This is a genomic window from Neobacillus sp. WH10 (assembly GCF_030123405.1).
Classification (GTDB): domain Bacteria; phylum Bacillota; class Bacilli; order Bacillales; family Cytobacillaceae; genus Neobacillus.
Genome location: NZ_CP126110.1, coordinates 1809024 through 1834905, shown reverse-complemented (window position 1 = coordinate 1834905; position 25882 = coordinate 1809024). Strand labels below are relative to the sequence as shown.

Below are 25882 nucleotides of genomic sequence, written 5' to 3'. Positions count from 1 at the left end.
AGTATTTTTTCATAAAGAGGTGTGTTAATAATTGTCACAAAATCAAACACCGTTATTTAGCGGTTTAGTAGAGCATGCAAAAAAAAATCCGATTCAATTCCATATTCCTGGTCATAAAAAGGGAGCAGGAATTGACCCGGAATTTCGCGAGTTTATTGGTAATAATGCCCTTTCGATCGACTTAATTAATATTGGTCCGCTTGATGATCTTCATCATCCAAAGGCAATAATTAAACAGGCGCAGGATTTAGCAGCTGAAGCTTTCAATGCTGATCATACCTTCTTTTCAGTTCAGGGTACAAGCGGTGCTATTATGACAATGGTAATGGCTGTTTGTGGACCTGGAGATAAAATCATCGTACCAAGAAACGTTCATAAATCGGTTATGTCGGCGATTGTCTTTTCCGGAGCAATCCCAGTCTTTATTCATCCTGAAATTGATAGAGAATTAGGGATTTCCCATGGTATTAGTACAGATGCAGTCGAAAAGGCACTTGAGCAGCATCCTGATGCAAAAGGGGTTTTAGTCATTAACCCTACCTACTTTGGGATCTCAGCAGATTTGAAAAAAATTGTTGAAATTGCTCACTCATATCATGTTCCTGTTCTTGTTGATGAGGCCCATGGTGTCCATATTCATTTTCATGATGGGCTTCCACTGTCTGCTATGCAAGCCGGTGCTGATATGGCAGCCACAAGTGTCCATAAGCTGGGCGGATCTATGACACAGAGCTCCATTCTTAATGTGAAAGAGGGACTCGTATCTGCAAAACATGTTCAATCGATTTTAAGCATGCTTACAACAACGTCCACATCTTATTTACTTTTAGCCTCTTTAGATGTTGCCCGAAAGCAGTTAGCAACTAAAGGAAAGGACTTAATTGATAGAACCATTCAATTAGCACAGTCCATTCGAGCAAGAATCAATGAAATCGATCATATCCGTTGCGTTGGGGAGGAAATATTAGGTTCAAAAGCTACTTTTGATTATGACCCAACAAAACTAATTATTTCTGTAAAAGAGCTTGGTTTAACCGGGTATGAGGTAGAAAAGTGGCTAAGAGAAAAACATAATATAGAAGTAGAATTATCAGACCTATATAACATCCTTTGTATTATCACACTCGGTGATACGGAAGTTGAAGCTAACCTTTTAGTAACTGCGTTAAAAGAGCTTGCATTTGAATGTGAACATCGTTCAGGAAAGATTGAACCTGTTGAGGTTCTCCTGCCTGAGATTCCAGTGCTTGCTCTAACACCGAGAGATGCTTTTTATGCCGAAACGGAAGTGATTCCTTTTGAAGAATCAGAAGGCAGAATTATTGCTGAATTTGTAATGGTTTACCCTCCCGGAATTCCGATTTTTATTCCTGGGGAAATTATTACAAAGGAAAACCTTCATTACATTCATGAAAACCTCGAGGCGGGTCTACCCGTACAAGGCCCAGAAGATGATGAAATTAAAACGATACACGTCATAAAGGAATACAAGGCAATTAAATAATGTTTAATCCCAAAAAAACAGGATTCCGGCTGCGGAATCCTGTTTCTCATTTTATAAGATTGTTCCAAATTATTTATTCTTCATCGTGAATATGAAGGTCATCGCAACAATTGCACTTTGAGTAAAGTACTGTAACTTTTTCATCTTCAAAATGATCAATAGTAGAGTTACAAGTTTGGCATACGAGAGTACCCATTTGTTCAATCCCCTTTTCTTAATTGAATGATCATGATTTTGAAAGCGTTTAAATATCTCTAATACAATAATAATATATCACATTATAAATTTCAAGCCCAAATTGTATGTCACATTTAAAAAATAATAACAAAAAAAGGCCACCTTTCAGGCCCTTTTCATAAATAATTAATCATATTGTGTGACAAAAGGAATAGACGGAAGTGTAATACTAAAAAATTCAGCTATATTTGCTGCCTGTTGTTTATCTGAGATACGGAACATTGTTTGAAGGTAATCAATATCTTCAACATCTTTAGGGTCGAGGAGCGATGAACGGCCTGTTTGCATGCAGACAACAAGTGGTTTTCCAAAAAACAAATTCGTGTAAATTATCCCAAAGTCATACCGTGTATCTTCCGTGGTAAATCCAATAAATCTTACTTTTGCATTTTCGTGCTCATCATAGAGCTTATCAAATATTTCCATAAGGTCACTCCTATTCTTTTAATATTTTGAATATTATTATAATTATTTTTGTGAATAATAACAAGAAAACTGGCGATTTTATTTTTGTAAATGTTGTCAATACTTTTTAATCAATGCTAGAATAGAATTGCATATAATGGAGTGATAGGGGGGGAATGATGATGGCTGTAAACGCATATATTAAGCTTGTGCCCTCATCTGCTAAACAAACGGTGACAATTGAAGAGTTAAAGGAATTATTTCATTACTATAAAAATATTACTGCTAAAACTGGCGACCAATTGAATTGGCAATATGATGATTCTGCCTTTCCTTATGAAATTAAAGAAACAGAAGAAGGTAAAGGAAAGTGGTTTTATTTACATTCTGACCATGAACGCTATTATAAAATTTTAATAGGTGTTGATACAGAAACAGTTCGCAGTGAAGACGGGGCTGAAAGCGAGCAGGTATACATACAAATCACACTCCCTGAACAATCTACTTACGGTGATAAAGGAAAGGCAAATGAATTTTGTAAATTCCTTGCTAAAAAACTCCAAGGAGAGCTTCACCTCTTTAATGAAAGAATTATGTATTTCAATCCAAGAAAGTAAGGGCTCCGTTTCGGAGCCTTTTTTAATGCATAAATTGGGCCATTGTATAGTGAATCGAAGAATAAATAACTAAACTAAGTACGGTAATAAAGAGTGTTTTCCGCTTTGATTTTGTTACTTCGTTTCCGATTAAAAATGCCAAATAAAAAAACACAAAAAACATAATAACTTTATAAATGAGTTGGTCATGCTTTGATATCCACTCTATAAGTGTAAACCCACTCCAAATAATAAACTGCAATACTATGACAACATAGACCCTCATATTTATCACCACTCAAAATCCATTGATCTTAAGAAAGAACAAAGACATCTAGTGTTATAAGTATATGTACTAATAGTAAGAGATATTTTCCATTTTCAAATGACTTTGGGTATTTTTAGAATTTATTTACTTACTTGGTTACCTTAATAATTCGTTGCAAAAAAATAAAGTCCTTTTCGATTTATACGAAAAGGACTTTTATTTTTTCTTATTTTATGATATGGATTGGGGTTCCAAGTGCAACTTCAGCTGCTTCCATTGTAATTTCACCAAGTGTAGGATGGGCATGGATTGTCATAGCTAAATCCTCAGCTGTCATTCCTGCTTCAATCGCTAAGCCTAACTCAGCAATCATATCTGACGCACTTGCGCCGGCAATCTGCGCTCCAATCACAAGGCCGTCTTCTTTACGGGTAATCAATTTAAGGAAACCATCACCGCTATCAAGTGATAGGGCACGTCCATTTGCTGCAAATGGGAATTTAGCAGCATTCACGTTAATACCTTCTTCTTTTGCTTGTGCTTCTGTATATCCAACTGAAGCCAGCTCAGGTTCTGAGAAAACAACAGCAGGAATTCCTAAATAATCAATTTCAGAAGTATGACCAGCAATTGCCTCAGCAGCAATTTTAGCTTCATATGATGCCTTGTGCGCTAATTGCGGTCCTTGAACAACATCACCAATGGCGTAAATATTACTAATATTAGTTCGGCATTGTTTGTCGATTTCAACAAGACCGCGATCACTTAGTTTTACACCTACTTGTTCTAAGCCCATTTCATCCGTATTCGGACGGCGTCCAACCATGACAAAGACGTAGTCAGCTTCGATTTTCTTCTCTTCGCCTTTTGTTTCAAATGTTACAACAACACCGTTTTCAGTTTCTTCTACACCTTTAGCTAATGCTTTTGTATAGAATTCAGCACCTTTTTTCTTCATGGTACGCTTCACAAGGGCAGCCATTTGTTTATCGAAAACGCCAAGACCTAATATTTCTTCTGCACCTTCTAGGATTGTTACTTGGCTTCCAAAGTTTGCGTATGCACCGCCTAGTTCGATTCCAATTACTCCGCCGCCAATGACAACGATTTTTTTAGGAATTTCACTTAAGTTAAGGGCACCAGTTGAATTTAGCACTCGTTTTGAATATTTAAAGGCAGGAAGTTCAATTGGACGAGAACCAGTCGCAATAATAGCATTTTTAAAGGTATAGGTTTGTGCTGAATTATCATCCATTACACGAAGTGTATTAGCATCCACGAAATATGCTTCACCGCGCACAATATTTACTTTATTTCCTTTTAATAAACCTTCCACACCGCCAGTTAATTTTTTCACGATTCCTGCTTTAAATTCTTGAACCTTTGAAAAATCGACTTTTACATTTTCCGCTGTAATTCCGAATGACTCAGAATGAAGCGCTGTTTCGTAACGGTGACCTGCTGAGATCAATGCTTTAGAAGGAATACATCCTACATTTAAACATACGCCCCCAACATATTCCTTTTCAACAATTGTTACTTTTTGTCCAAGCTGTGCAGCACGAATCGCTGCGACATATCCGCCAGGGCCCGCACCAATTACTATAGTATCTGTTTCTATTGGGAAATCTCCAACGACCATAATATTACGCCTCCATTAACAATAGTTCTGGATCGTTCAATAAACGTTTAATATGATTTAAAGCATTTTGTGCTGTTGCACCATCAATCATGCGGTGGTCAAAGCTTAAAGAAAGTGCTAAAACAGGTGCAGCAACAATTTCACCGTTTCTAACGATTGGTTTTTCAGCAATACGGCCAACACCTAAAATAGCAACTTCCGGATGGTTAATAACAGGAGTAAACCATTGACCTCCCGCAGAACCAATGTTTGAAATTGTGCAAGATGCACCTTTCATTTCATTAGGGGCAAGTTTGCCATCTCGAGCTTTTGCAGCCAGTTCATTAATTTCATTTGAAATAGAGAAGACTGATTTACGATCAGCATCTTTTACAACTGGTACTAATAGGCCTTTTTCTGTATCTGCTGCAATCCCAATGTTGTAGTAATGCTTATGAATTATTTCACTTGTTGCATCATCAAGTGATGTATTTAATGCTGGGAATTCACGTAATGCACTTGTTAATGCTTTTACGATATATGGTAAGAATGTAAGCTTAATGCCTTTTGCTGCAGCCACTTCTTTAAATTTCTTACGATGTGTAACAAGTTTCGTTACATCAACCTCATCCATTAAAGTTACGTGTGGTGCCGTATGTTTAGAGTTAACCATAGCTTTCGCAATTGCTTTGCGAATACCGCTCATTTTCTCACGTGTTTCAGGGTATTCACCTTGTGGAACGGCTGCAGCTTGTGGTGCTGCAGGTATTGCTGCTCCAGCTTCCACAGCAGCTGTAGTTGGTGCTTGTGGTACTGCTTGTGCCCCTCCACTAATAAATGTATCAATATCACTCTTTAGAATACGGCCATTATTACCAGTACCTGCAACTAAATGAATATTAATACCCTTTTCACGCGCATATTTACGAACAGACGGCATTGCGATAATTCGTCTGTTTGGATCAACATCCACTTGTTGGGCAGTTTCTATGTTTGCTGCAGCAGGTGCTGCCTCTTGGCTCGCTTCCGGTGCTGGTGCTTTTTCTTCTTGTTTAGGCTCTTCAGCATGATCGTCGCCTTTAAATTGTAAGTTTTCATATCCAGGAGCGTCAAATGTAACGAGGACCTGACCAACTGTTGCAACTGTCCCTTCTCCCACTAAAACGTCTAATACAGTTCCTTCTACAGGCGAAGGAATTTCTACAACTGCTTTATCATTTTGAATTTCACAAAGGACGTCATCTTCTTGGACTTTATCGCCTGGTTTGATGAACCATTTGACAATTTCCCCTTCGTGAATACCTTCACCGATGTCAGGCATTTTAAATTGAAATGGCACTGAGATTCATCTCCTATTTTTTCGTGTATTTTAGCCTATTTTGCTAAGATGAAAGTGGGAAAAGAACATCCTTTTCCCATATTACTAATCCAGCTCCGCAAGAAAATTTCCGAAGCGATAGATTTTTAGAACGTTAATACCTTTTTAGCTGTTTCAATTACATCTTTATAGTTTGGCAGCCACACAGATTCAGCTTGTGGAAAAGCAAAAATAGTGTCTGGAGCTGCCACACGTAATACTGGTGCTTCCAAGCTTAAAATAGCTCGATCGTTAATTTCCGCAACAACGTTTGCTGCAATACCAGCTTGTTTTTGTGCTTCTTGAACTACAATTGCACGCCCTGTTTTCTCAACAGACGCAATAATTGTTTCAATATCAATTGGACTAACTGTTCGTAAGTCAATAACTTCAGCAGAAAAACCTTCTTTCTCAAGTTCTTCTGCAGCTTTCAATGACTCGTGAACCATTGCACCATAAGTAATAATAGAAACATCGGTTCCTTCACGTTTTACTTCTGCTTTCCCAAGTGGAATTGTATATTCGCCTTCAGGAACTTCTTGGCGGAAAGAACGGTATAACTTCATATGCTCTAGAAATATAACTGGATCATTATCTCGGATGGATGAAATGAGCAGTCCTTTTGCATCATATGGTGTTGATGGAATAACTACTTTTACTCCAGGCTGTTGAGCCATAAGACCTTCTAAGCTGTCCGCGTGCATATCTGGTGTATGTACGCCGCCTCCAAAAGGCGAACGAAATGTCACCGGAGCATTAAATTTACCTCCAGTACGATAGCGAAGACGCGCTGCTTGACCAGAAATAGAGTCCATTACCTCATAAACAAAACCGAAGAATTGAATTTCTGGAACAGGACGAAAGCCTTGTAAACTAAGACCAACTGCTAATCCGCCAATCCCTGATTCAGCTAGTGGTGTGTCAAAAACACGATCTTCACCAAATTCGTTTTGTAACCCTTCAGTTGCACGGAATACACCACCGTTTACACCTACGTCTTCACCGAAAACTAACACATTCGGATCATTACGCAATTCCGTGCGTAATGCATCTGTAATTGCTTGAATCATTGTCATTTGAGCCATGGTTTACTTCGACTCCTTTTCACTATATATTTCAAATTGCTCTTTTAAGTTATAAGGCATATCTTCATGCATAATTGAGATTAAATCTGTCACCTTTTGTTTAGGCGCTGCATCAGCTTTCTTAATAGCTTCTTTAATATCCTCTTTTGCTTTTTCAATCACTTCGTTTTCTTTTTCTTCACTCCAAAGCCCTTTGTTTTCAAGGAATTTACGGAAACGGACTAATGGATCTTTCTTTTCCCATTCATTGTCAAGGTCAGCTGTCCGATAACGAGTTGGGTCATCTCCAGCCATTGTATGTGGTCCATAACGGTAAGTTAACGTTTCTATAAGAGTTGGACCTTCACCATTAACGGCACGTTCACGGGCATCACGGGTTGCAGCATAAACAGCTAACGGATCCATACCATCAACTACGATCCCTGGGATTCCCGCTGCTACAGCCTTTTGAGCAAGTGTTTTGGCCGCTGTTTGTTTTTCACGTGGAGTAGAGATAGCAAAACGGTTATTTTGAATAATAAAGATAGCTGGAGCTTTGAATGCACCCGCAAAGTTAATTCCTTCATAGAAATCCCCTTGAGAAGTTCCACCGTCTCCTGTATACGTAATAGCAACGGATTTTGCTCCACGTTTTTTCATTCCCAGTGCAACACCAGCAGTTTGAACGTACTGGGCACCGATAATGATTTGAGGAATCGCAATATTAACTCCATCAGGAATCTGTCCACCTTGTAAATGTCCTCTTGACCATAAAAATGCTTGGGATAATGGTAATCCGTGCCAAACAATTTGCGGAACATCACGATATCCCGGCAAAATAAAATCTTCTTTTTCAAGGGCAAACTGGGAAGCTAATTGAGACGCTTCCTGTCCAGCTGTTGGGGCATAGAAGCCTAATCTTCCTTGACGGTTTAATGAAATAGAGCGCTGATCAAGAATTCTTGTATAAACCATGCGGCTCATTAATTCCTGTAATTGTTCATCCGTTAGGTCAGGCATTGCTGCTTCATTAACAACCTCACCTTGTTCATTCAAAATTTGAAGCGTTTGAAATTGATCTTCTACAGTCTCGAGTACTTTGTTCGCATCAAGCTGGGCGTTCTTAAGTTTAGAAGCCATTTTGCACCTCTTCCTTTCTATTCAGAGCTTAATTTAAAAATAAAATCCACTTAGTTAGATTACCCAAAAACCACACGATTAAAAGCAAGATGGAGATAACCGTCATTTTTTTAATGAGGGTGTTTGAATAAACATTTGATATTACATAGGATTTTGCTGATATAGTTTTTAAAGTACCATTCCAAGGTTTCCCACAGAAAAGATAAGACAATAAAACCTTATCACATCAATATCTTATTCTGTATTACTTTTTTATGTAACATCATTAATACAATTTCTCTACCCATTTATGAGTTTACATCAATAATTTACGCGCGTCAAATACTAAGTATCAATATTTTTCAACATAAACACATTAAATACATTATTTTTAAATAAACAATCTGTACTACTAATATTTTAAAACTGTTATATAAAATTCCACCATTATTACTTTTGTTATAACATAGAAAAAATCGGCTGACTTCAGCCGATTTCAATGTGGGGACGCTATTTTTTCGATTTCAGCCCTGCCTTTTTATAAAATGACAGCTTTTTATCATTGTATAGTTCTGTTAGCTCATTAAACTTCTTATTAGCATCATCAACCTGTTTATATGTATCATTTAGTTTATTTACTTGTGCTTCAAGGTCTTCTAGAGAGAGGTTTTTATTTTTGAACATAACATATAATTCTTTATCATATTCTAAAGCATTAGAATATTCTTTGTATAACCAATCATGCGCTTCATACCTTTGCTTCATGATATCGGATAATTCATTTGCTATCTTTTTAAGTTCAGGGTCATCTAATTTATCTTTTAGATCTTCAGCTTTCTTAAATTCCTGCTCAGATTCTTTTAAGCTCTTTGTTTCTTTTTCCATATGTTTTTTTCTTTGATCTGTTAAGAGAATCGCTTCATCGGAAAGTTTGACGATCTGGTCATATTCTTTCATACCAAGTTCAATTATTTGGTCATAAATTTCCTTTTCTTTCTTTTCTAATGTAACGAGTGGATCCTGTTGTTCTTCAAAAGCCTTTTCTTTTGCTACAACATTCTCTAAAACATCATACATCTTCTCAACAGTGGTCTTTTTTCCAACACATCCTGCTAAAATTATCATTGAAATAAATATAATAGTTAGTAAATAGCTGCTTTTACCTTTGAATAACACTTTGAAACCTCCTAACTGTTTCCACTTCTAACTATATCTATACTTCGTTTGTTTGACAATACAGATGAGCAAAAAAGCATGGAGGTTCAAACAATCCTTTATTAACATTTTGTCAAATGTTTGATAGACTAGTGATTGCTAATAACATTATGGAACACAGGAGTGAAAGTTCATGTTAACGATGGAGGATATTATCCGAGATGGCCATCCCACCCTTAGAAAAGAGGCTGCAGAAGTCACCATGCCGCCATCAGAAGAAGATAAACAAATATTATCCAGCCTTTTAGAATACGTTATTAATAGCCAACATGTCGAAATCGCATCTCAATATAGTTTACGTCCGGGAATTGGTTTAGCTGCCCCGCAGATTAATGTTTCCAAACGGATGATTGCTGTACATCTTACTGATGACAAAGGAAATCTTTATAGCCATGCTTTATTTAACCCCAAAATTATCAGCCACTCCGTAGAAAAGTCGTATTTACAAGCAGGCGAGGGCTGTCTTTCAGTGGATGAAGCTATTCCTGGTTTCGTACCAAGGCATGCAAGGATCACTGTAAAGGGAACAAATCTTGCCGGTGAAGAGGTAAAACTTCGATTAAAGGGGCTTCCCGCCATTTGTTTTCAACACGAAATCGACCATTTAAATGGAGTCATGTTTTATGACTATATTGATAAGCAGGATCCATTTAAGCCGATTGAAGGTGCAATAGCTATTGAAAGGTAAAACACTGGCCTTTTTATAAGGCTAGTGTTTTTTCTTAAATGAAAAGTTTCAAAATAATTCCATGTTTAACCATGAAAAAATAAGCATTTTCATCATATAATAGTATAAAAAAAACATTTATTTCATAAAAATTTCAATTATCTACCATTGCTAGCTTTACTTTGGACAAGGTTCGTATAAAATAAGAGGTAAGGAGATGATCCACTATGTTAAAGAAGCTAAGGAAAAAGCTCTTAAAACAGTGGAAAGATTTGCTGCGAAAAAAATCCATTGCCTAAATTTTTTTTAGGGCCCTTCAAACTTGCGAAGGGCTCCTTCGTTATTGTAAATTGTAAAAACAGATTGTTTTTTACATACTTTTCTTCGTTGGTCCCAAGGCTGCAAAAAGAAAATAAATGAAAAAGATGAAAATATTTTATATAATAGAAAAAGTTATGATTTAATAAGGAGCGATTCTGTCATGATATATAAAGTATATTATCAAGAAAGTATTAAAGAAGTCCCAGTAAGAGAAAACACAAAAACCCTTTTTATAAAAGGAGAATCGGTAAGGGATGTTCGCACCAAAATTGCCGACCGCGGTTTTAATGTTGAATTTGTACAAGAAGTAAAAGGAGCATATTTAGAATATGAACAACAAAATGAAGACTATAAAGTATTGGAGATTGGATAATTTATGAAATTTGTAAAAAATGATCAAACTGCTGTTTTTGCCCTAGGTGGTTTAGGTGAAATTGGCAAAAACACGTATGCAGTTCAGTTCCAGGATGAAATTATATTAATCGATGCCGGAATAAAATTCCCTGAGGATGAATTATTAGGTATTGATTATGTTATACCTGATTACACTTATTTAGTTAAAAATGAAGAAAAGATTAAAGGTTTATTTGTCACACACGGACATGAAGACCACATTGGCGGTATCCCTTATTTACTTCGTGAGATTAATATCCCTATCTACGGGGGAAAACTGGCGCTTGGATTAATTAAAAATAAATTAGAAGAACACGGTTTATTAAGAAATGCTAAACTGATTGAAATTAAGGAAGACGATGTTATCAAATTCCGCAAAACATCAGTTACTTTTTTCCGAACAACCCATAGTATTCCTGATTCCTATGGGATTGTCGTGAAAACACCTCCTGGTCAAATCGTCCATACAGGTGATTTTAAATTTGATTTTACCCCTGTAGGTGAGCCTGCCAATTTAACCAAAATGGCGGAAATCGGAAAAGAAGGCGTTTTATGTTTACTTTCAGATAGTACAAATAGTGAAATACCTGATTTTACGATGTCCGAACGTCGGGTTGGTGAAAGCATACATGATATTTTTAGGAAAGTTGATGGGCGTGTAATTTTTGCTACCTTTGCATCTAATATTCACAGACTGCAGCAAGTAGTTGAGGCAGCTGTGGTAAACGGAAGGAAAGTTGCTGTTTTTGGCAGAAGCATGGAAGCCGCTATCAATATTGGGCTTGAATTAGGCTATATTAACGCACCAAAAGAAACATTTATTGAGGCAAATCAAATTAACCGATTGCCTGCTGATAAAGTCACGATTCTATGTACAGGCAGTCAGGGGGAACCTATGGCTGCTCTATCTCGAATTGCCAATGGGACACATAGACAAATTCAAATTAATCCTGGAGATACTGTCGTATTTTCATCCTCACCGATTCCAGGAAATACTATAAGTGTCAGCAGAACGATTAATCTGCTATATCGAGCAGGTGCGGAAGTAATCCACGGGAAATTAAGTAATATCCATACTTCCGGACACGGCGGACAGGAAGAGCAAAAGTTAATGCTCAGGTTAATTAAACCGAAATTTTTTATGCCAATCCACGGTGAATATCGTATGCAAAAAATGCATGCTAAGCTTGCTGTCGATTGTGGAGTTGAGGAAGATAATTGTTTTATTATGGACAATGGCGAAGTTTTAGCACTCTCCGATCAAACTGCACAGGTAGCTGGAAAGATTCCATCTGGTTCCGTCTATATTGATGGCAGTGGTGTAGGAGACATTGGAAATATTGTATTAAGGGATCGTAGAATTCTTTCAGAGGAAGGTTTAGTTGTCGTAGTTGTTAGTATTAATATGAAAGAATTTAAAATTGCTTCAGGCCCAGACCTCATTTCTCGAGGATTTGTTTATATGAGAGAATCTGGTGATTTAATCAATGATGCTCAGAATCTAATAACCAAACACTTAAATAAGATAATGGAAAGAAAGACAAGTCAATGGTCTGAAATAAAGAATGAAATCACAGATACATTAGCCCCATTCCTATATGAAAAAACAAAACGAAGACCTATGATATTACCAATAATCATGGAAGTATAATAAAAAAACGGAAGCGCCTTATTTTAGGCACTTCCGTTTTTTATTCTAAGACTTTTCTTTCGAATCTGTCGATATCGCTATCGTTTCCAATCACAATTAAAACATCATTTACATAAAGGATTTCTTTCGCTTGTGGAGAAACAATAATTTCTTCTCCTCTTTTAATGGCTACAATATTCAACCCATATTTTTTACGAATATCCATATCCATTATAGTACGTCCGCCTAGTCTTGCGTTTGCAACTATTTCTACAATACTATGCTCAGCAGAAAGTTCTAAATAGTCAACCACATTACTTGAAGCCATATTGTTGGCAATCCGTTTCCCCATATCTCTTTCAGGGTGAACAACATGATCGGCGCCAATTTTCCGAAGAACTTTTTCGTGATAATCATTTTGAGCCTTTGCTGTAATACAAGCTACCCCTAATTCCTTTAGAATAAGAGTTGTGAGTATACTTGCCTGAATATCATCGCCAATCGCGACAATCACATGGTCGAAATTACGAATTCCTAAACTTTTCAAGACATTTTCATCTGTTGAATCACCAACTACCGCATGGGAAGCAATCATGGCATATTCATTTACACGTTCTTCATTTACATCAATACCTAACACTTCCATCCCTTCATCGGTTAGAGTACGACAAATACTTCCACCAAACCGACCAAGCCCTATTACTGCAAAACTCTTCTTCATAATAACTCCTCCGATAAAAACAATGATCTTAATATAGGTTTATTTTAGCATTCTTCACCAATTTTATATATAACGAGTTATCCCCTCTTAATCCTGACTATTTCTATTTTTCCTTTTTTTATAGTAGAAGAGGAAGAGAAAACAAACGATTAACAAAACTCCAATTAGTGGAATGTTACCAATAATAAATACAACTAATCCTGATAGGCCCGCCAATAACATATTGGTGCTTTTCATAAATTGTTTTTTTGTTTTCTCCCAAGTATTTAGTTTGTCTTGATCAATATCCGGAACAATAACCTTATTTTCATAAAGGGTAATATTTACAGTCGATAGAGATGTTTGGTTTTCTAAAAACTTCATTTTTCCTTGAATCGTCTCTATTTCTTCTTGAACAGCCGCTAAATCCGCAGAAATTTTTAATAAATCCTCTGTTTTTGCTGCGCTGTTCATAAAGGTCATCAGCCTCTCCTCAACAACCTTTTTAGATTTTAATCTTGATTCAAGGTCAACATATTCCTCTGTTACATCCTGCCCTGTAATATTCCTCTGCAGCACCTCAGCTGCTTGCCCTTCAGCTTCATGCAAAAAGTTTTGGAAATGCTTTTGCGGTACTCTTATTGTCAGACTTCCACTCAATTGTTCTTTCCCCTCTTTTGTCACAGTGGATTCAGCTATATAGCCCCCATATTTTTGGGCTTTTTCTTCTAAACTTCTGACAGTTTGATCAAATTTTTTAACGCGCAGCTGCAGGTCAGCCTTATAGATGACCATCTGGTTTGGTATCTCAATATTTGCGGTATCTGATGTTTTCTCATCCTTATCCTTTCCATTAGAGAATAAAGCCGCTTGGTCTCCACCGCCAGCCTTAGATGAGTCCCTTTCCGTTTTACTTCCTACATTCATTTTTGTACTGTCACTTTTACTATTCGAACTGCACCCGGCTAACCCAAGCATTATCGCAATAATAAAAACAAGAAATACCTTTAATTGTTTTATCAATCTCAAACACCCCTTCTTTTTCTCTAATAGTTACTATCCGAAAGATACACTTATTACTAATACGGACGATAAATCGAAAGCAAGGTTACAAAATACTAAAATATTGATTAACACGGAAAAAGGCCAAGTAAGTATCCGCCCGTAAAACGGGCGGTTTTAATTTCGCCCTATAAGGGCACTTTACCAACAAAGCCCCTGAAGGGGCCTCTTAATTGACCGTCAACCGTTTATCTCCACTATTTATCTTTAAATGGATCAACGTATTCTCGCTTGCTCATGTTGTCGCGCAAACGATCCTCTGCTTCCTGTTCCCGAATATACTTTGCTATCGTTTTTTCATTTAATCCAACTGTACTTACATAATATCCTTTTGCCCAAAATGTTCGATTACCATAATTGTATTTTAAATTTGCATGTCTATCATGGATCATCAAGGAACTCTTTCCCTTTAAATATCCCATGAAATACGAAACTGACATTTTCGGTGGTATTTTGACTAACATGTGAATATGGTCTGGCATTGCATGTGCTTCAATAATTTCTACATCTTTCATTTCACATAGTCTTCTTAGAATCGCACCTATTTCCTTTCTTAGTTTCCCATAAATAATTTTCCTTCTATATTTTGGGATGAACACGATGTGATACTTACAATTCCATCTTGTATGTGATAAACTATTGTCGCTCGACATGAGCATGATCTCCTCTCGTTATTGAAGTTGGTTTGACGGCCATCTTCTATTATAACGATTGGAGATTTTTTCTCTTCTAATACAACTCTTGAAGTTTCGTTTGCACACACGCAGAGCGTGTGGTTTTAAAAGCATAATAAAAAAACTGCCCGTTGATATTCAACGAACAGTTTTCCCTTTGTCAATCTTATTCAGTTTTTTCCAATTCATCTAAAACACGATTGACGCGTTTCTCAAGCATTTTCATCCCGCTTCCACCGGCTTGAAAATGACGGAGCTTGCCTTCACGATCGAATACATAATAGGCAGGAACATATTGATTTTCAAAGATTTCTGTTAGCTTATGCTCACTGTCCACAAAGATTGGCTGTGTGATCTCATGTTCTGCTGCCACTTTCTTAATTTCTTCAAGATTTAAATCATTTTCAGATCGTGGCATATGAACCGCGACCACGTTTAATTTCTCTTTAAAATCATCACGGAATTGATTTACTTGCGGCATCGCTTCCTTACACAGATGACAGCTAATTGACCAAAAATGAATTAATGTTGGTTTTTCGCCGATTAATTCATCTCTTGTTACTTGACCGTTTAACCATTCAGTCGCCCCGGTTAGCTCTGGCATTGGTTCGCGTAATTTCATGTTAAGCCCCCTATTTTAAAATAGACCTAACACTTATGTAAGGTTAGGTCTATCATGTTAAGATAAATTATACGTTTAATGTTGATTGTCCTGGCTTCCAGTTTGCAGGGCAAAGACCGCCAGTTTGTAATGCTTGAAGAACACGTAAAGTTTCATCTACATCACGGCCGATATTGTTGTGGTTTACAACAGAATATTTTAATTCACCTTCTGGATCGATGATGAAAAGGCCGCGAAGAGCAATACCTTCTTCTTCAATTAACACGCCATAATCACGAGCAACAACATGGTTAGTATCTGCTGCTAGTGGATAGTTTAATTCGCCAAGACCGTTTTCTTTACGATCTGTTTTAATCCATGCAAGGTGCGTATGAATGGTATCAGTTGATGCACCAATAACAACTGCATCTAGATCTTCAAACTCTTCATAACGATCGGACATCGCTGTAATTTCAGTTGGACAAACAAATGTAAAGTCCATTGGATAGAAGAACAATACAGTCCATTTATCATTTTTCATGTTTTCTTCAAGGCTTACTTTTTTAAATTCTTTGTTTGGCATTACAGCTTCCATTTCAAAGCGTGGAGCTTGTTTACCTACCATACGTTCTGGCATTATAATCCCTCCAAATAAATTAATTAATAAGATTTACTAGCAATTCTCAGTTGCTAACCTTTTGACAATTCTCATTATAGGACAAATCTAATTTCGAGTCAATATTAAATTATAATTAGTTTAAATAAATATTAATTTCAAATTACAATTTATTTCCCTTTAAGTCAGTTTTGCCTATTTCCCATGAGAATAAACGACAATATGTAACAGTATTCCATTAAATTTTAACATGATTAACCAACAGGACCAAATAAAATGACTTTATAAGTAAGAGCTTATAACTAATTCCCTTTATACGAAATATAATTTGTTAAAACCTTAACAGCCACATCAATCGCCGCTTCATTTGGGTTTAATTTGGCATGATGCAGACCAAACGGTGAGTCAACACCTAGCCAAAACATGAAACCAGGAATTTCTCTAAGCATATAGCCAAAATCCTCACCTGTCATCGCTTCTTCACATTCAATCACCCTTACATCTGGATCCACTTGAATAAAATTGATAAACTCTCTTGTAATCGATTCCATGTTATATACTTGGTGGTACATTGAACCATAGTCAATGACGGCTTCACATTCAAAGCCTATTTCAATTCCTTTTACAACAGCCTCAATTCGGTTCTTAACCTTTTTCATCGATTCTGGTGATAATGTCCGAATCGTTCCTTCAAGCCTTGCCTTTTCAGCGATAATATTTTGAACCGTTCCACCTGTTATTTTACCTATAGTGATGACGGCACTGTCTAATGGATTTACATTTCTAGAAACGATGGTTTGCAGCTGATTGACTAGTGAACAGGCAGCGATTACCATATCATTTGTTTGGTGTGGATAGGCGGCATGTCCCCCCTTTCCCTTTAGGTCAATAAACAATTCCGAAGTATTGGCAAATAATAACCCTTCTTTCAAGGCAATTGTTCCAACAGGATACTCTGGAGCAATATGGAGGGCAACAATCATGTCCGGCATCCATTCCTTCATCTCTTCCGATTTCAACATTGGTTCCGCGCCCCCAGGCCCTTCCTCAGCAGGTTGAAAAACAAACAAAAGGTCATCATTAATAGGATTTCGTACAAAATGGGAAAGCACACCAAGAGCAATTGTCATATGAAAATCATGGCCGCAGGCATGCATCTTTGCCTCGTGTGAAGAGGAAAAAGATAAATCTGTTTCCTCGGTTATAGGAAGGCCATCAATATCCGTTCTATATCCGATTGTTTTTGCAGGATTAAGACCATGAATCTTTACAAATAAGCCTGTCCTCCATTTTTTTATCGAAATACGATCTTGAGGCAATGACTGTATGTAAGACAATAAATATGCTTGCGTTTTGAACTCTTGAAAACCTAATTCAGGTATTTGATGAAGGTCACGGCGAATTTTGATTAATGGGTCCATCTATGTACCTCTCCTTTTTAAAAAAGAAGCGTGGAATAGGTTCCACGCCTGCTTTTTCTATAATTGACGAAGTTCTTGCATGATTTCTGTCTTTGATTTTGTCTTTTCATCAATGTCTTTTATTTTCCTTGCTGGTGTTCCAGCTACCACAGTAAATGGAGGAACATCTTTAGTTACTACAGCTCCTGCGGCAACAACCGCCCCTGTACCTACTGTTACTCCTTCAAGTACCACGGCATTCGCTCCAATTAGAACATCATCTTCAATAACAACGGGTTTTGCAGACGGCGGCTCAATTACCCCTGCTAAAACGGTTCCAGCCCCGATGTGACAATTATTCCCGACTGTTGCTCTGCCCCCAAGGACAACACCCATATCAATCATCGTTTTTTCGCCAATCACTGCACCAATATTAATAACAGCGCCCATCATGATCACTGCATTATCACCGATTTCCACTTGGTCACGGATAATGACACCTGGCTCAATACGAGCATTAATATATTTTGTGTCTAACAATGGTATGGCTGAATTGCGACGGTCATTTTCTACAACAAAATCTTCAATTTTGTTCTTGTTTGCTTCTAAAGCAGCAGTAATTTCTGACCATTCACCAAAGACAACACCTGTACTACCATTAATAAAAGCTTTTGCTTCGCTCCCAAAATTAATTCCTTCTAATTCACCTTTCAAATAAACCTTAACTGGTGTAGATTTTTTACTATTTTGGATAAAGGAAATAATTTCATTAGCATCCATCATTTTCATAATTTTTTACCCCCTATAAATATGTACTGAAAATACTTTAACAAACAACAGTAATGAAAACAAGAAAAACACCACTAATCTTCAGAAGATTCAGCGATGTGTTCTTTGATCAGCTCAACAAAGGCTGAAACTTGCTTTAATTGGAAGGCAGACTCATACCCTAACAGCCATGTATCACGTTTTAATGGCTTGTTATTCTCATCCACAAGGGGTATTTTAAAAATATCCTTTTCTGCTCTACTTAGCGTAATCGCCGGCAAAATGGCGTAGCCTATTCCGTTAAAGGCCATTTGTTTACACGTCTCAATTTGGTCTACAACGACTGTCCTCTTAGGTGAGGTTTTAAAGTTACGCATCCACCAATCTTGAATCTCTTGATAATAATTAGAATCACTTTTAAATTGAATAAACGGACGGTCGGTTGCTAATACTTGTTCAGGTCTAGTAATTTCCCGATCAACTAAATAAAGCGGATCGTTAAAAAGATGAACTTTTATCCCCTTCCAATCCGGAGTTCCTCGGATTATCCCTATATGTACCTGGTCATCGTATAAGCATTTAAGTATTTCGCTACTCCACCCCGTTATCAGTGAAATTTTTGCTTGCGGGTACTTATCTATGAACTTCTTTAAGACTTGTGGCAGCCAGTTCTGACCTACGATGGATGCCACAGCAATTTTCAATGTCCCAGAAACTCCTGCTTGGAGGGAATGGATGGTTTCGCGAACTTTTTCTTGTTTTTTAAGAACGTCGTTAACAAAATCTATGACATGTTCTCCAGCCGGAGTTAGTGCTAGCCCTTTTTGTGAGCGAATAAATAGTTTCGTCCCCCACTCTTTTTCAATTGTTTGTAACCGTTGTGAGAGGGCTGGCTGAGATACAAATAACCGCTCCGATGCTTTACGCATATTCATTTCCTGTGCTAATACAGATAATAATTGAAATTCTGTTAATGAGGACAAGAAAATCTCTCCTTAATAGGCCGTATGAGTTTAATCAGAGGCTGCGTTCTTTTTCGGGATAAATAATATAAATAGCAAACTAACGAAAGCAAAAGTGAGGACTACATAATAAACAGTGTGTAAAGAAAACGTCAGTCCATCCTGTAAAATACCTTTGACAGATTCAGTCAGTTTATCTCGATCACTTGCATTTAAGAGAATATTGGCATCATCTACTGATAAGGACCCATCTTTTTGACTAAAATAATGGGTCATGCGGTTATTTAGGATTCCTCCTAACAATGCCGCACCAATAGTGTTGCCAAGATTTCGCATGAACATATTCGCTGCAGTAGCAATTCCCCTTTGCTGCCAGCCAACAGTACTTTGAATCGAGACAATAAATGCAGTGGATGTAAGACCCATCCCCACACCAACCAAAAAGGAGCCCACTGCTGCCCATATTGGACCAGAGGAAGCCGACATAGTCACAAAAGCAATACTCCCAATAATTAAGAATATTCCACCAGTAATGGAGGTTTTCCGGTACCCGATTGTGGTTAGCATCCGCCCCGAAAGTGTGGATGCTATTGGCCAGCCGATTGACATCATGGTTAGTGTAAATCCTGCAACAATTGGGGGTTGTTCCATTACACCCTGAACAAAAGTCGGTAAAAAGCTTGAGATCCCTATTAAAATCACACCAGTTGTTAATGATGTGATATTGGCGATAAAAATGGAGCGTTCCTTCCAAATTGAAAATGGCATCACTGGTTCAGAAGCCCGTCCTTCTTGAAAAATAAACGCAATCAATGATAGTCCTGACAAAATAAACAGACTGACAATCTGCCATGATCCAAAGCGGCCTCCACCTTCAACTAGGACAAACATTAGCGTTGAAATCGTAATCGTTAAGAAGATGGCACCAAGATAGTCTATTTCATGTTTTTTCTTTTCTACATTTTCATGCAAGTACAGCCAGAGTCCAACTAATGACAGGATTCCAAGTGGAATATTAATCCAGAAAACATAATGCCAACTGACATATTGAACGAGCAAACCGCCGACTGCCGGACCTGCAATCGCAGAAATCCCCCATACACTTGAAAGATAACCCTGAATTTTCGCCCTTTCTTCAGGGTTGTATATATCTCCCACTATGGTTGTTGCTATTGATGTGACCGCTCCTGCACCAAAACCTTGAATTAATCGAAAAATGATCAGTGACTTCATAGATGTGGCAAAGCCGCATAAAATTGAACCGATTAAAAAAATAACAATTCCAAAAGTAAGAATCGGCTTTCGACCAAATAAATCAGACAGTTTTCCATATATCAGGACAGTAACAGAATTCATTAAAAGGTAGGCAGAGAACACCCAGCTATAAAGTGCAAACCCACCTAAATCTGCGACAATTGCCGGCATTGCAGTTGAAACAATCGTCGCTTCAATAGCCCCCATAAACATGGCTAGCATCACTGATGCTAGTACAAGCGGTTTTTTCGTTTGCCTTTTTTGTAAGCTGCCCATCGCAGACTCCTCATAATCAGTTTCCATCAAAACACCTCAAGCCGAAAAAATATAGCTCCCTTTTGGGAGCCTTAGCATCAATTCACTACTTTTTGAATCTTTTTACAATTTTATTTAATTGATTTAAAACCGTGCTCCTAGGCAAAATCCCTTCAAAAAATCCATCTTCATTTTCAACACACAGAAAGGGATGGTTTACGAGTAGATCTAGACACACAATGATCGACTCAGAAATTACCACTCGTGGAATCGATCTTTTCATAACCTCTTCAACCCGTTTGTTTTCAAGCAATTCAAATTCAATTCGTTCAAGTCCAAGAATGGAATCCATAATAATTGGGGTGCTAATTAACCCATGCAGCTTGTAAAGTGGATCTAATACAGGAATGGCAGTATATCCACTTTTCGAGAGTACCAGCAAAGCATGTTCGAGATTATTTCCAATTTGCACATGGGCAACCCGTTCAGATGGAATCATTAATTCTTTTATGGTTAGTTCTAAAAATTCCCCACTGGGAAGACTGATCATCACCGAAAACTCCTCAATGTTTGTTTTTCTACAGACTTATTTTATCATAGTTTTCGGTGTTCCGCGTAATTTTAAAACGATTCCTATATAAAAATAAGGAACCAATAAAGGTTCCTATTGAATCAAATCAAAAATTTCGATGGTAATCATATCAATATTATCAAATTGATATCGCTTCGGCTTTTCCTTCTCGTTATATACTTCTAATTCAAATGTTTCCGTTTTTGGATGAAATGTTACTTGACACTTTCTTTCACCATTTACCTCAAAATAACGTTGTGCCGGCTCACCACTATTAGATTGTTCCTGAAGGTTTTTTAACCTTGTTAATATACCTTGAAGCTGTGACATAAGGCTTTTCCTCCTTTCAAACACAAACAAACTGTCTACATTTATGTTTCTCATTTGGCATGTTTCTATCCTGATGAATTTTTTTCAGAATTTTACAAGTGAATCATTTTATATGCCAATATTAAAAGAATAAATTAATAGACTTCATTTGTCCAAGTAAAAATATAATAAATAGGGATTTTTTTTAAAATAGGCTCTGTTAAAGCTCATTGTTGATTTTGCCATTCTGTTGATTGGAGCGGGAATCCTAGACAAGGTTAACAGAGCCAAAAAAAAAAAATAGGCCTCTCGTGCTTGAGACCTATTATAAAAAGGTTATGGCAACAAAAAGGACAATAAAAAGTAGCAATGCAAAAAAGATTCCATATGCCAGAAAAATTGGATTTCTTACGTAAACATTTCCCTGTACTGGTTTAGCAATTTTAGTATCTAATTCCCCTTCTACCGTCTTTTGTTGTCTTGCAACAGACAATGTATATACCAGGGAAACCGCAAGAATTCCGAATATTGCTATGGCAAGAATATTAACGAATAGATTCATGAGCAAGTCTCCTTCTTATGAATGTTATCATTAAATTGCCACTTCACGTCTCATTCTATGCAGATGCATTCTACAGTAATTGGTCATGTTCAAATAAATAATGGTAAGAAATATCGATAAACAAATAATCATTTTCGTTCACAGGAAATGAAAAAGTCCGTATGGTCTCACCCGTTTCAATATCACAATACAAATCAGATAATCTTCCCTTTTGTTCATGACGCATTTTTATGATGTTTTCTAAAAAATATGGGCGCCAGCTCCAATTTTTATCTAAGTATTCAGACTGTATGCTCCAGCCATTTTTTTCTTTAAAAATATTGGCTGATTTTTGAAACCCATTCTCATCACAAACATACATTCGAAAAGCTATTCCGTCCATTTCCTTTATTAACGCTTGAAAAAGGTTATCGTAGCCTGACTTTCTGTTTTTAATTACAATTTCTTGAACCCTCGCCTGAAAATATTCTGTTGTTGTATAAACAGCTTCTAGCTTTCGCTTTTCATATGAGATAAAGTCATGGAATTTTTCTTTTAAACGGTACTTTAAGAAATCACGTCTAATAAATTCTGCTGCAGGTGGATGTAAATAATAGCCTTGATAATAGTGTCCACCATTTTTCCAAGCAAACTGGAGTTGATAACTCATTTCAATATTTTCAAACAATAGCGTTGCACCTATTTTCCTTGCCAAAAGCGACAATGAATACAATACATCATTAAAATTTATACCCGTTGCCGTAGATTTCAATGCCTGAAGATTGATCTTTATAATATCTGGTTCAAGCTGACCGATTCGTTCAAAATAATGACTTTCGCTTCCAATACTTGCAATAGCAATTTTTACTCCATACGTTCGATAATATTGCACGAGATGATCAAACTGATCTAAATCACCTTGATAATTCCGATCGGATATTTCGAGAACAATTCTATTTAAGCTAAATCCCCTTTTTTCAAATGCTAAAAGTTCCTGTAAAAAAGGTTCACCATGTTCAAACATTAATAATTCCGAATTTCTATTCAAAAAAATACTTACATTCTCATCAAACTCTAACGCTTTTTCAAGTGCCTTATTCACTAACAATATATCCACTTCAAACTTATATTCATCAGGAATTTGATCATCATGAAAAAAGGGACCTAAGCTAATAACGTTATCCTCTGTGTGATAACGCCCTAAAACCTCATATGCAATGACACATTGCTCATCAGCACTAAAAATCGGTTGAAAATATGGAAAACAATTTTCAAGATCCGATAGGATTTCCAATGCATCCATCCAAGTTCCTCCAAAAAATTATTTCTAGTTATACCATACGCTTCATTTAAGCTTCTCGTTCTTTTCCAAAAGGATACCATTATAGCTGCAAGGATACAATCATATCCTATACCCAAGCTTCCACAAAGGAGGATATGTAATTTGAAAAAACTTTACGTAATAGCCTCCATCCTGCCAATGCTTGGATGCGGCCACTTTCAAGCTGATACAAATGAAAGTTCAAATCAAATATATAAGAAGCAGCCGAATTCATCGATTACAGAGAACACGAAATCACGAGATGCAGCCTCTAATCAAATAAAAAGTAAATCATATACGATAAAAGATCTAGATGACCAGGTAATTAACATAAAAAATGAAAGTACTAAAGACAATGAAGTCAGTACTGCTCAAAAAAAAGATTCGGTTATGCTTAATGTGATCCAGATCAACCAAAACCCTGAGCTAAGATACGGTTGTGAAGTGACCAGCCTAGCAATGGTACTTAATTACGCTGGCGTTGAAACAAATAAAATGGACCTGTACCATTCTATTCAGAAGGATTCAGATCCGCTTATCAGGTCACCCAAGGGTGATATCTTACATTGGGGAGATCCTGCTGATGGATTCGTTGGCGATATGACAGGAAAACACCCTGGGTATGCTGTTTTCGATAAACCGATGATTACCTTAATCAATCAAAAATTACCAGGGAGAGCAGTTAATTTAACAAATCAGCCTTTTGAAAAAATATTAGAGCATGTTTCGGCCGGATATCCTGTGGTTGTATGGACAACAGGGGATTACCGCCTTCCCGATCGTTGGGAGGGATGGAATCACGGACAGCAATATATCAAAACTCCCTTGGATTTACATGCGGTTGTACTGGTTGGATATGATGCCAATTATGTCTATTTAAATGATCCGCTGTCAGGAAAAAAACAAGTAAGAGTCGGAAAGGACCAATTTATTTCGTCCTGGAAAGCCTTACAGAGCCGTGCAGTAAGTTACAAATAAGGGCAGTCATTTTTTGACTGCCCTGCTGTCGAATAGTTCTCGGCAGCCTCTTATTTTATTCATTCACTCCAATAATTCACCGCGTTAATTTGGTATAATAATATTGGTGTATAGGCTTTTAAATAGGTCTGTTGAGTGGCGCTCCAGGCACTTCGCTTTCCGCGGGCGTGCCGGGGAGTCTCCTCGTCGCTTCGCTCCTGCGGGGTCTCCCCTGCCCCGTACTCCCGCAGGAGTCTTCGTGCCTTCCGCGCCAATCAACAGAGTGCTTTCAATAAAGACCTTCAACTCAACAAATAAATTAAAAAATAAGTGATGAAATCAATGTTTAAGCCAAAAGAGTCTAGCCAAAGTGAATAGGAATTCAATAAATTTGGTATTTAGATTCTGACAAAATAAAAAATTGCCAAGAAAATACCCCATTCTCAACAATCTAACCAGTCATTTTGACTGCTTTTTTTAATTATTTCTTGTTTTATTGAATATGCATTTATAAAGGACCTTATTGCTTGCAATATAGAATATTTTTAAAGAAAATACATATGGACTCTTCTATTTTCTAGGAAGTGAAAAAAAGATAGGTTGGTAGAAAAAATGGAAAAAAAGCAAACGAGGAGGACGTTCCTGAAACGTACATTTGGTTCATTTCTAACTCTTCTTGGGTTGAATTCAGGGGGTTACCTCTATGCCCATCGAATTGAACCCTCACTACTCGATATTCAAGAACAGCAAATTAAACATCCATTAATCCCGAAAAGCTTTGAGGGAATTAAAATGGTTCAATTTAGTGATACCCATCTAGGATTTCAATACACTCTTTCCCAATTCAAGAAATTAGCTGCTAAAATCAATGACCTAAAGCCTGACATCATTTTATTTACCGGCGATTTAATGGATGAACCAAATAAATATACAGAAATCAATAATTTACTACCTATTTTAGAAAAATTACATGCCCCTCTTGGGAAATACTGCATTTTTGGAAACCATGACCATGGCGGCTATGGGTCTGAAATTTACCGTAATATTATGGAGACTACCAATTTCAACGTCCTTTTGAATGAATCCATCCCAATTAAATTGAAAGATGGCAGCAGCATTTATCTGCTTGGTATTGACGATGCGATGTTAGGAAGCCCCGATTTGCCGTTAGCCTTAAAAAAAGTACCGGATAACCGATTTACTTTATTGTTATCCCATGCCCCTGACCTTGCTGATTCAGCTATGCAATATCCAATCCATTGGCAAATCAGCGGACACAGCCACGGCGGACAGGTTAAAATTCCATTTATCGGGGCGCTTGTCAAACCTCCATTTGCCCAAAAGTATCCCGAAGGACTTTATTCGATAGGAGAGGAAAATCCGTTAACCCTCTATGTAAACAGAGGAATAGGTACAACTCGACTTCCTTTTCGATTTTTGGCTAAACCGGAGTTAACAATTTTTACTCTTAAACCAGAGGGATAAATAAAATCC

Annotated in this window: 27 protein-coding genes; 7 read left to right on the top strand and 20 right to left on the bottom strand. The window is 37.1% G+C overall.

Annotated elements, in window-relative coordinates; genetic code table 11:
• The first annotated feature begins 31 nt into the window (after nucleotides 1-31).
• Nucleotides 32-1504: an aminotransferase class I/II-fold pyridoxal phosphate-dependent enzyme gene (locus QNH20_RS08665; RefSeq protein WP_283922487.1), complete on the top strand. Its 1473-nt coding sequence runs from the start codon at nucleotides 32-34 to the stop codon at nucleotides 1502-1504.
• Nucleotides 1505-1577: 73 nt separating this feature from the next.
• Here the strand turns inward: QNH20_RS08665 and QNH20_RS08660 are convergent, their stop codons facing one another.
• On the bottom strand, nucleotides 1578-1700 hold the full coding sequence (locus tag QNH20_RS08660; RefSeq protein WP_283922486.1) for a GapA-binding peptide SR1P: 123 nt from the start codon (nucleotides 1698-1700) through the stop codon (nucleotides 1578-1580).
• 167 nt (nucleotides 1701-1867) lie between these two features.
• Nucleotides 1868-2167 (bottom strand): DUF3055 domain-containing protein, encoded by a 300-nt coding sequence (locus QNH20_RS08655; RefSeq protein ID WP_283922485.1) that lies wholly within the window; start codon nucleotides 2165-2167, stop codon nucleotides 1868-1870.
• Nucleotides 2168-2328: 161 nt separating this feature from the next.
• Between QNH20_RS08655 and QNH20_RS08650 the strand changes: the two genes are divergently transcribed.
• Nucleotides 2329-2763, top strand: coding sequence for a DUF1885 family protein (locus QNH20_RS08650; RefSeq protein ID WP_283923375.1), 435 nt, complete (start codon nucleotides 2329-2331; stop codon nucleotides 2761-2763).
• Nucleotides 2764-3236: 473 nt separating this feature from the next.
• Here the strand turns inward: QNH20_RS08650 and lpdA are convergent, their stop codons facing one another.
• The 5 genes from lpdA to QNH20_RS08620 all read right to left on the bottom strand — a co-directional run bounded on the left by lpdA (nucleotide 3237) and on the right by QNH20_RS08620 (nucleotide 9347).
• Nucleotides 3237-4652 carry a dihydrolipoyl dehydrogenase gene (gene lpdA / locus QNH20_RS08640; protein ID WP_283922483.1) on the bottom strand — a complete coding sequence of 472 codons (1416 nt, stop codon included), beginning with the start codon at nucleotides 4650-4652 and terminating at the stop codon, nucleotides 3237-3239.
• Nucleotides 4653-4656: 4 nt separating this feature from the next.
• Entirely contained in the window at nucleotides 4657-5970 is a 1314-nt protein-coding gene (locus QNH20_RS08635) for a dihydrolipoamide acetyltransferase family protein (RefSeq protein ID WP_283922482.1), read from the bottom strand.
• Between the two features lie 125 nt (nucleotides 5971-6095).
• Nucleotides 6096-7073, bottom strand: a complete 978-nt coding sequence (locus QNH20_RS08630) for an alpha-ketoacid dehydrogenase subunit beta (RefSeq protein ID WP_283922481.1) — start codon at nucleotides 7071-7073, stop codon at nucleotides 6096-6098.
• 3 nt (nucleotides 7074-7076) lie between these two features.
• A complete protein-coding gene (pdhA, locus tag QNH20_RS08625; RefSeq protein ID WP_283922480.1) occupies nucleotides 7077-8192 on the bottom strand; it encodes a pyruvate dehydrogenase (acetyl-transferring) E1 component subunit alpha in 1116 nt (371 codons plus the stop codon).
• 489 nt (nucleotides 8193-8681) lie between these two features.
• Nucleotides 8682-9347 carry a YkyA family protein gene (locus QNH20_RS08620; protein ID WP_283922479.1) on the bottom strand — a complete coding sequence of 222 codons (666 nt, stop codon included), beginning with the start codon at nucleotides 9345-9347 and terminating at the stop codon, nucleotides 8682-8684.
• 172 nt (nucleotides 9348-9519) lie between these two features.
• On the opposite strand from QNH20_RS08620, the gene def reads away from it, so the two are divergent.
• The 3 genes from def to rnjA all read left to right on the top strand — a co-directional run bounded on the left by def (nucleotide 9520) and on the right by rnjA (nucleotide 12418).
• The gene (gene def, locus QNH20_RS08615) at nucleotides 9520-10074 is read left to right on the top strand and encodes a peptide deformylase (protein WP_283922478.1); all 555 of its coding nucleotides are present in this window, start codon (nucleotides 9520-9522) and stop codon (nucleotides 10072-10074) included.
• Between the two features lie 460 nt (nucleotides 10075-10534).
• Entirely contained in the window at nucleotides 10535-10747 is a 213-nt protein-coding gene (locus QNH20_RS08610) for a DNA-dependent RNA polymerase subunit epsilon (protein WP_283922477.1), read from the top strand.
• Between the two features lie 3 nt (nucleotides 10748-10750).
• Nucleotides 10751-12418 (top strand): ribonuclease J1, encoded by a 1668-nt coding sequence (rnjA, locus tag QNH20_RS08605; RefSeq protein WP_283922476.1) that lies wholly within the window; start codon nucleotides 10751-10753, stop codon nucleotides 12416-12418.
• A 40-nt stretch (nucleotides 12419-12458) separates the two neighbouring features.
• Here rnjA and QNH20_RS08600 read toward each other — a convergent pair whose 3' ends face one another.
• The 13 genes from QNH20_RS08600 to QNH20_RS08540 all read right to left on the bottom strand — a co-directional run bounded on the left by QNH20_RS08600 (nucleotide 12459) and on the right by QNH20_RS08540 (nucleotide 23413).
• Nucleotides 12459-13118, bottom strand: coding sequence for a potassium channel family protein (locus QNH20_RS08600; RefSeq protein WP_283922475.1), 660 nt, complete (start codon nucleotides 13116-13118; stop codon nucleotides 12459-12461).
• 87 nt (nucleotides 13119-13205) lie between these two features.
• The gene (locus tag QNH20_RS08595) at nucleotides 13206-14120 is read right to left on the bottom strand and encodes a DUF4349 domain-containing protein (protein WP_283922474.1); all 915 of its coding nucleotides are present in this window, start codon (nucleotides 14118-14120) and stop codon (nucleotides 13206-13208) included.
• 236 nt (nucleotides 14121-14356) lie between these two features.
• Nucleotides 14357-14812 carry an IS200/IS605 family transposase gene (gene tnpA, locus QNH20_RS08590; RefSeq protein ID WP_283922369.1) on the bottom strand — a complete coding sequence of 152 codons (456 nt, stop codon included), beginning with the start codon at nucleotides 14810-14812 and terminating at the stop codon, nucleotides 14357-14359.
• A gap of 187 nt (nucleotides 14813-14999) precedes the next feature.
• A complete protein-coding gene (locus QNH20_RS08585; RefSeq protein WP_283922473.1) occupies nucleotides 15000-15455 on the bottom strand; it encodes a TlpA disulfide reductase family protein in 456 nt (151 codons plus the stop codon).
• A 67-nt stretch (nucleotides 15456-15522) separates the two neighbouring features.
• On the bottom strand, nucleotides 15523-16071 hold the full coding sequence (locus QNH20_RS08580; protein ID WP_283922472.1) for a peroxiredoxin: 549 nt from the start codon (nucleotides 16069-16071) through the stop codon (nucleotides 15523-15525).
• A gap of 281 nt (nucleotides 16072-16352) precedes the next feature.
• Entirely contained in the window at nucleotides 16353-17471 is a 1119-nt protein-coding gene (locus QNH20_RS08575; RefSeq protein ID WP_283922471.1) for an N-acetyldiaminopimelate deacetylase, read from the bottom strand.
• A 57-nt stretch (nucleotides 17472-17528) separates the two neighbouring features.
• On the bottom strand, nucleotides 17529-18239 hold the full coding sequence (dapD, locus tag QNH20_RS08570) for a 2,3,4,5-tetrahydropyridine-2,6-dicarboxylate N-acetyltransferase (RefSeq protein WP_283922470.1): 711 nt from the start codon (nucleotides 18237-18239) through the stop codon (nucleotides 17529-17531).
• 74 nt (nucleotides 18240-18313) lie between these two features.
• Nucleotides 18314-19201: a transcriptional regulator CcpC gene (locus QNH20_RS08565; protein ID WP_283922469.1), complete on the bottom strand. Its 888-nt coding sequence runs from the start codon at nucleotides 19199-19201 to the stop codon at nucleotides 18314-18316.
• Between the two features lie 30 nt (nucleotides 19202-19231).
• On the bottom strand, nucleotides 19232-20737 hold the full coding sequence (locus tag QNH20_RS08560) for an MDR family MFS transporter (RefSeq protein WP_283922468.1): 1506 nt from the start codon (nucleotides 20735-20737) through the stop codon (nucleotides 19232-19234).
• A 58-nt stretch (nucleotides 20738-20795) separates the two neighbouring features.
• Complete coding sequence (gene cbpB, locus QNH20_RS08555; protein ID WP_283922467.1) at nucleotides 20796-21239, bottom strand: cyclic-di-AMP-binding protein CbpB; 444 nt, start codon at nucleotides 21237-21239, stop codon at nucleotides 20796-20798.
• Nucleotides 21240-21353: 114 nt separating this feature from the next.
• Nucleotides 21354-21590: a YkuJ family protein gene (locus QNH20_RS08550; protein WP_283922466.1), complete on the bottom strand. Its 237-nt coding sequence runs from the start codon at nucleotides 21588-21590 to the stop codon at nucleotides 21354-21356.
• Between the two features lie 304 nt (nucleotides 21591-21894).
• Nucleotides 21895-22131, bottom strand: a complete 237-nt coding sequence (locus QNH20_RS08545; RefSeq protein ID WP_283922465.1) for a hypothetical protein — start codon at nucleotides 22129-22131, stop codon at nucleotides 21895-21897.
• Between the two features lie 70 nt (nucleotides 22132-22201).
• Nucleotides 22202-23413 carry an EAL domain-containing protein gene (locus QNH20_RS08540; protein WP_283922464.1) on the bottom strand — a complete coding sequence of 404 codons (1212 nt, stop codon included), beginning with the start codon at nucleotides 23411-23413 and terminating at the stop codon, nucleotides 22202-22204.
• Nucleotides 23414-23554: 141 nt separating this feature from the next.
• On the opposite strand from QNH20_RS08540, the gene QNH20_RS08535 reads away from it, so the two are divergent.
• Both QNH20_RS08535 and QNH20_RS08530 read left to right on the top strand, forming a co-directional pair.
• On the top strand, nucleotides 23555-24409 hold the full coding sequence (locus QNH20_RS08535; protein WP_283922463.1) for a C39 family peptidase: 855 nt from the start codon (nucleotides 23555-23557) through the stop codon (nucleotides 24407-24409).
• Between the two features lie 591 nt (nucleotides 24410-25000).
• A complete protein-coding gene (locus QNH20_RS08530; RefSeq protein ID WP_283922462.1) occupies nucleotides 25001-25873 on the top strand; it encodes a metallophosphoesterase in 873 nt (290 codons plus the stop codon).
• Nucleotides 25874-25882 lie beyond the last annotated feature (9 nt).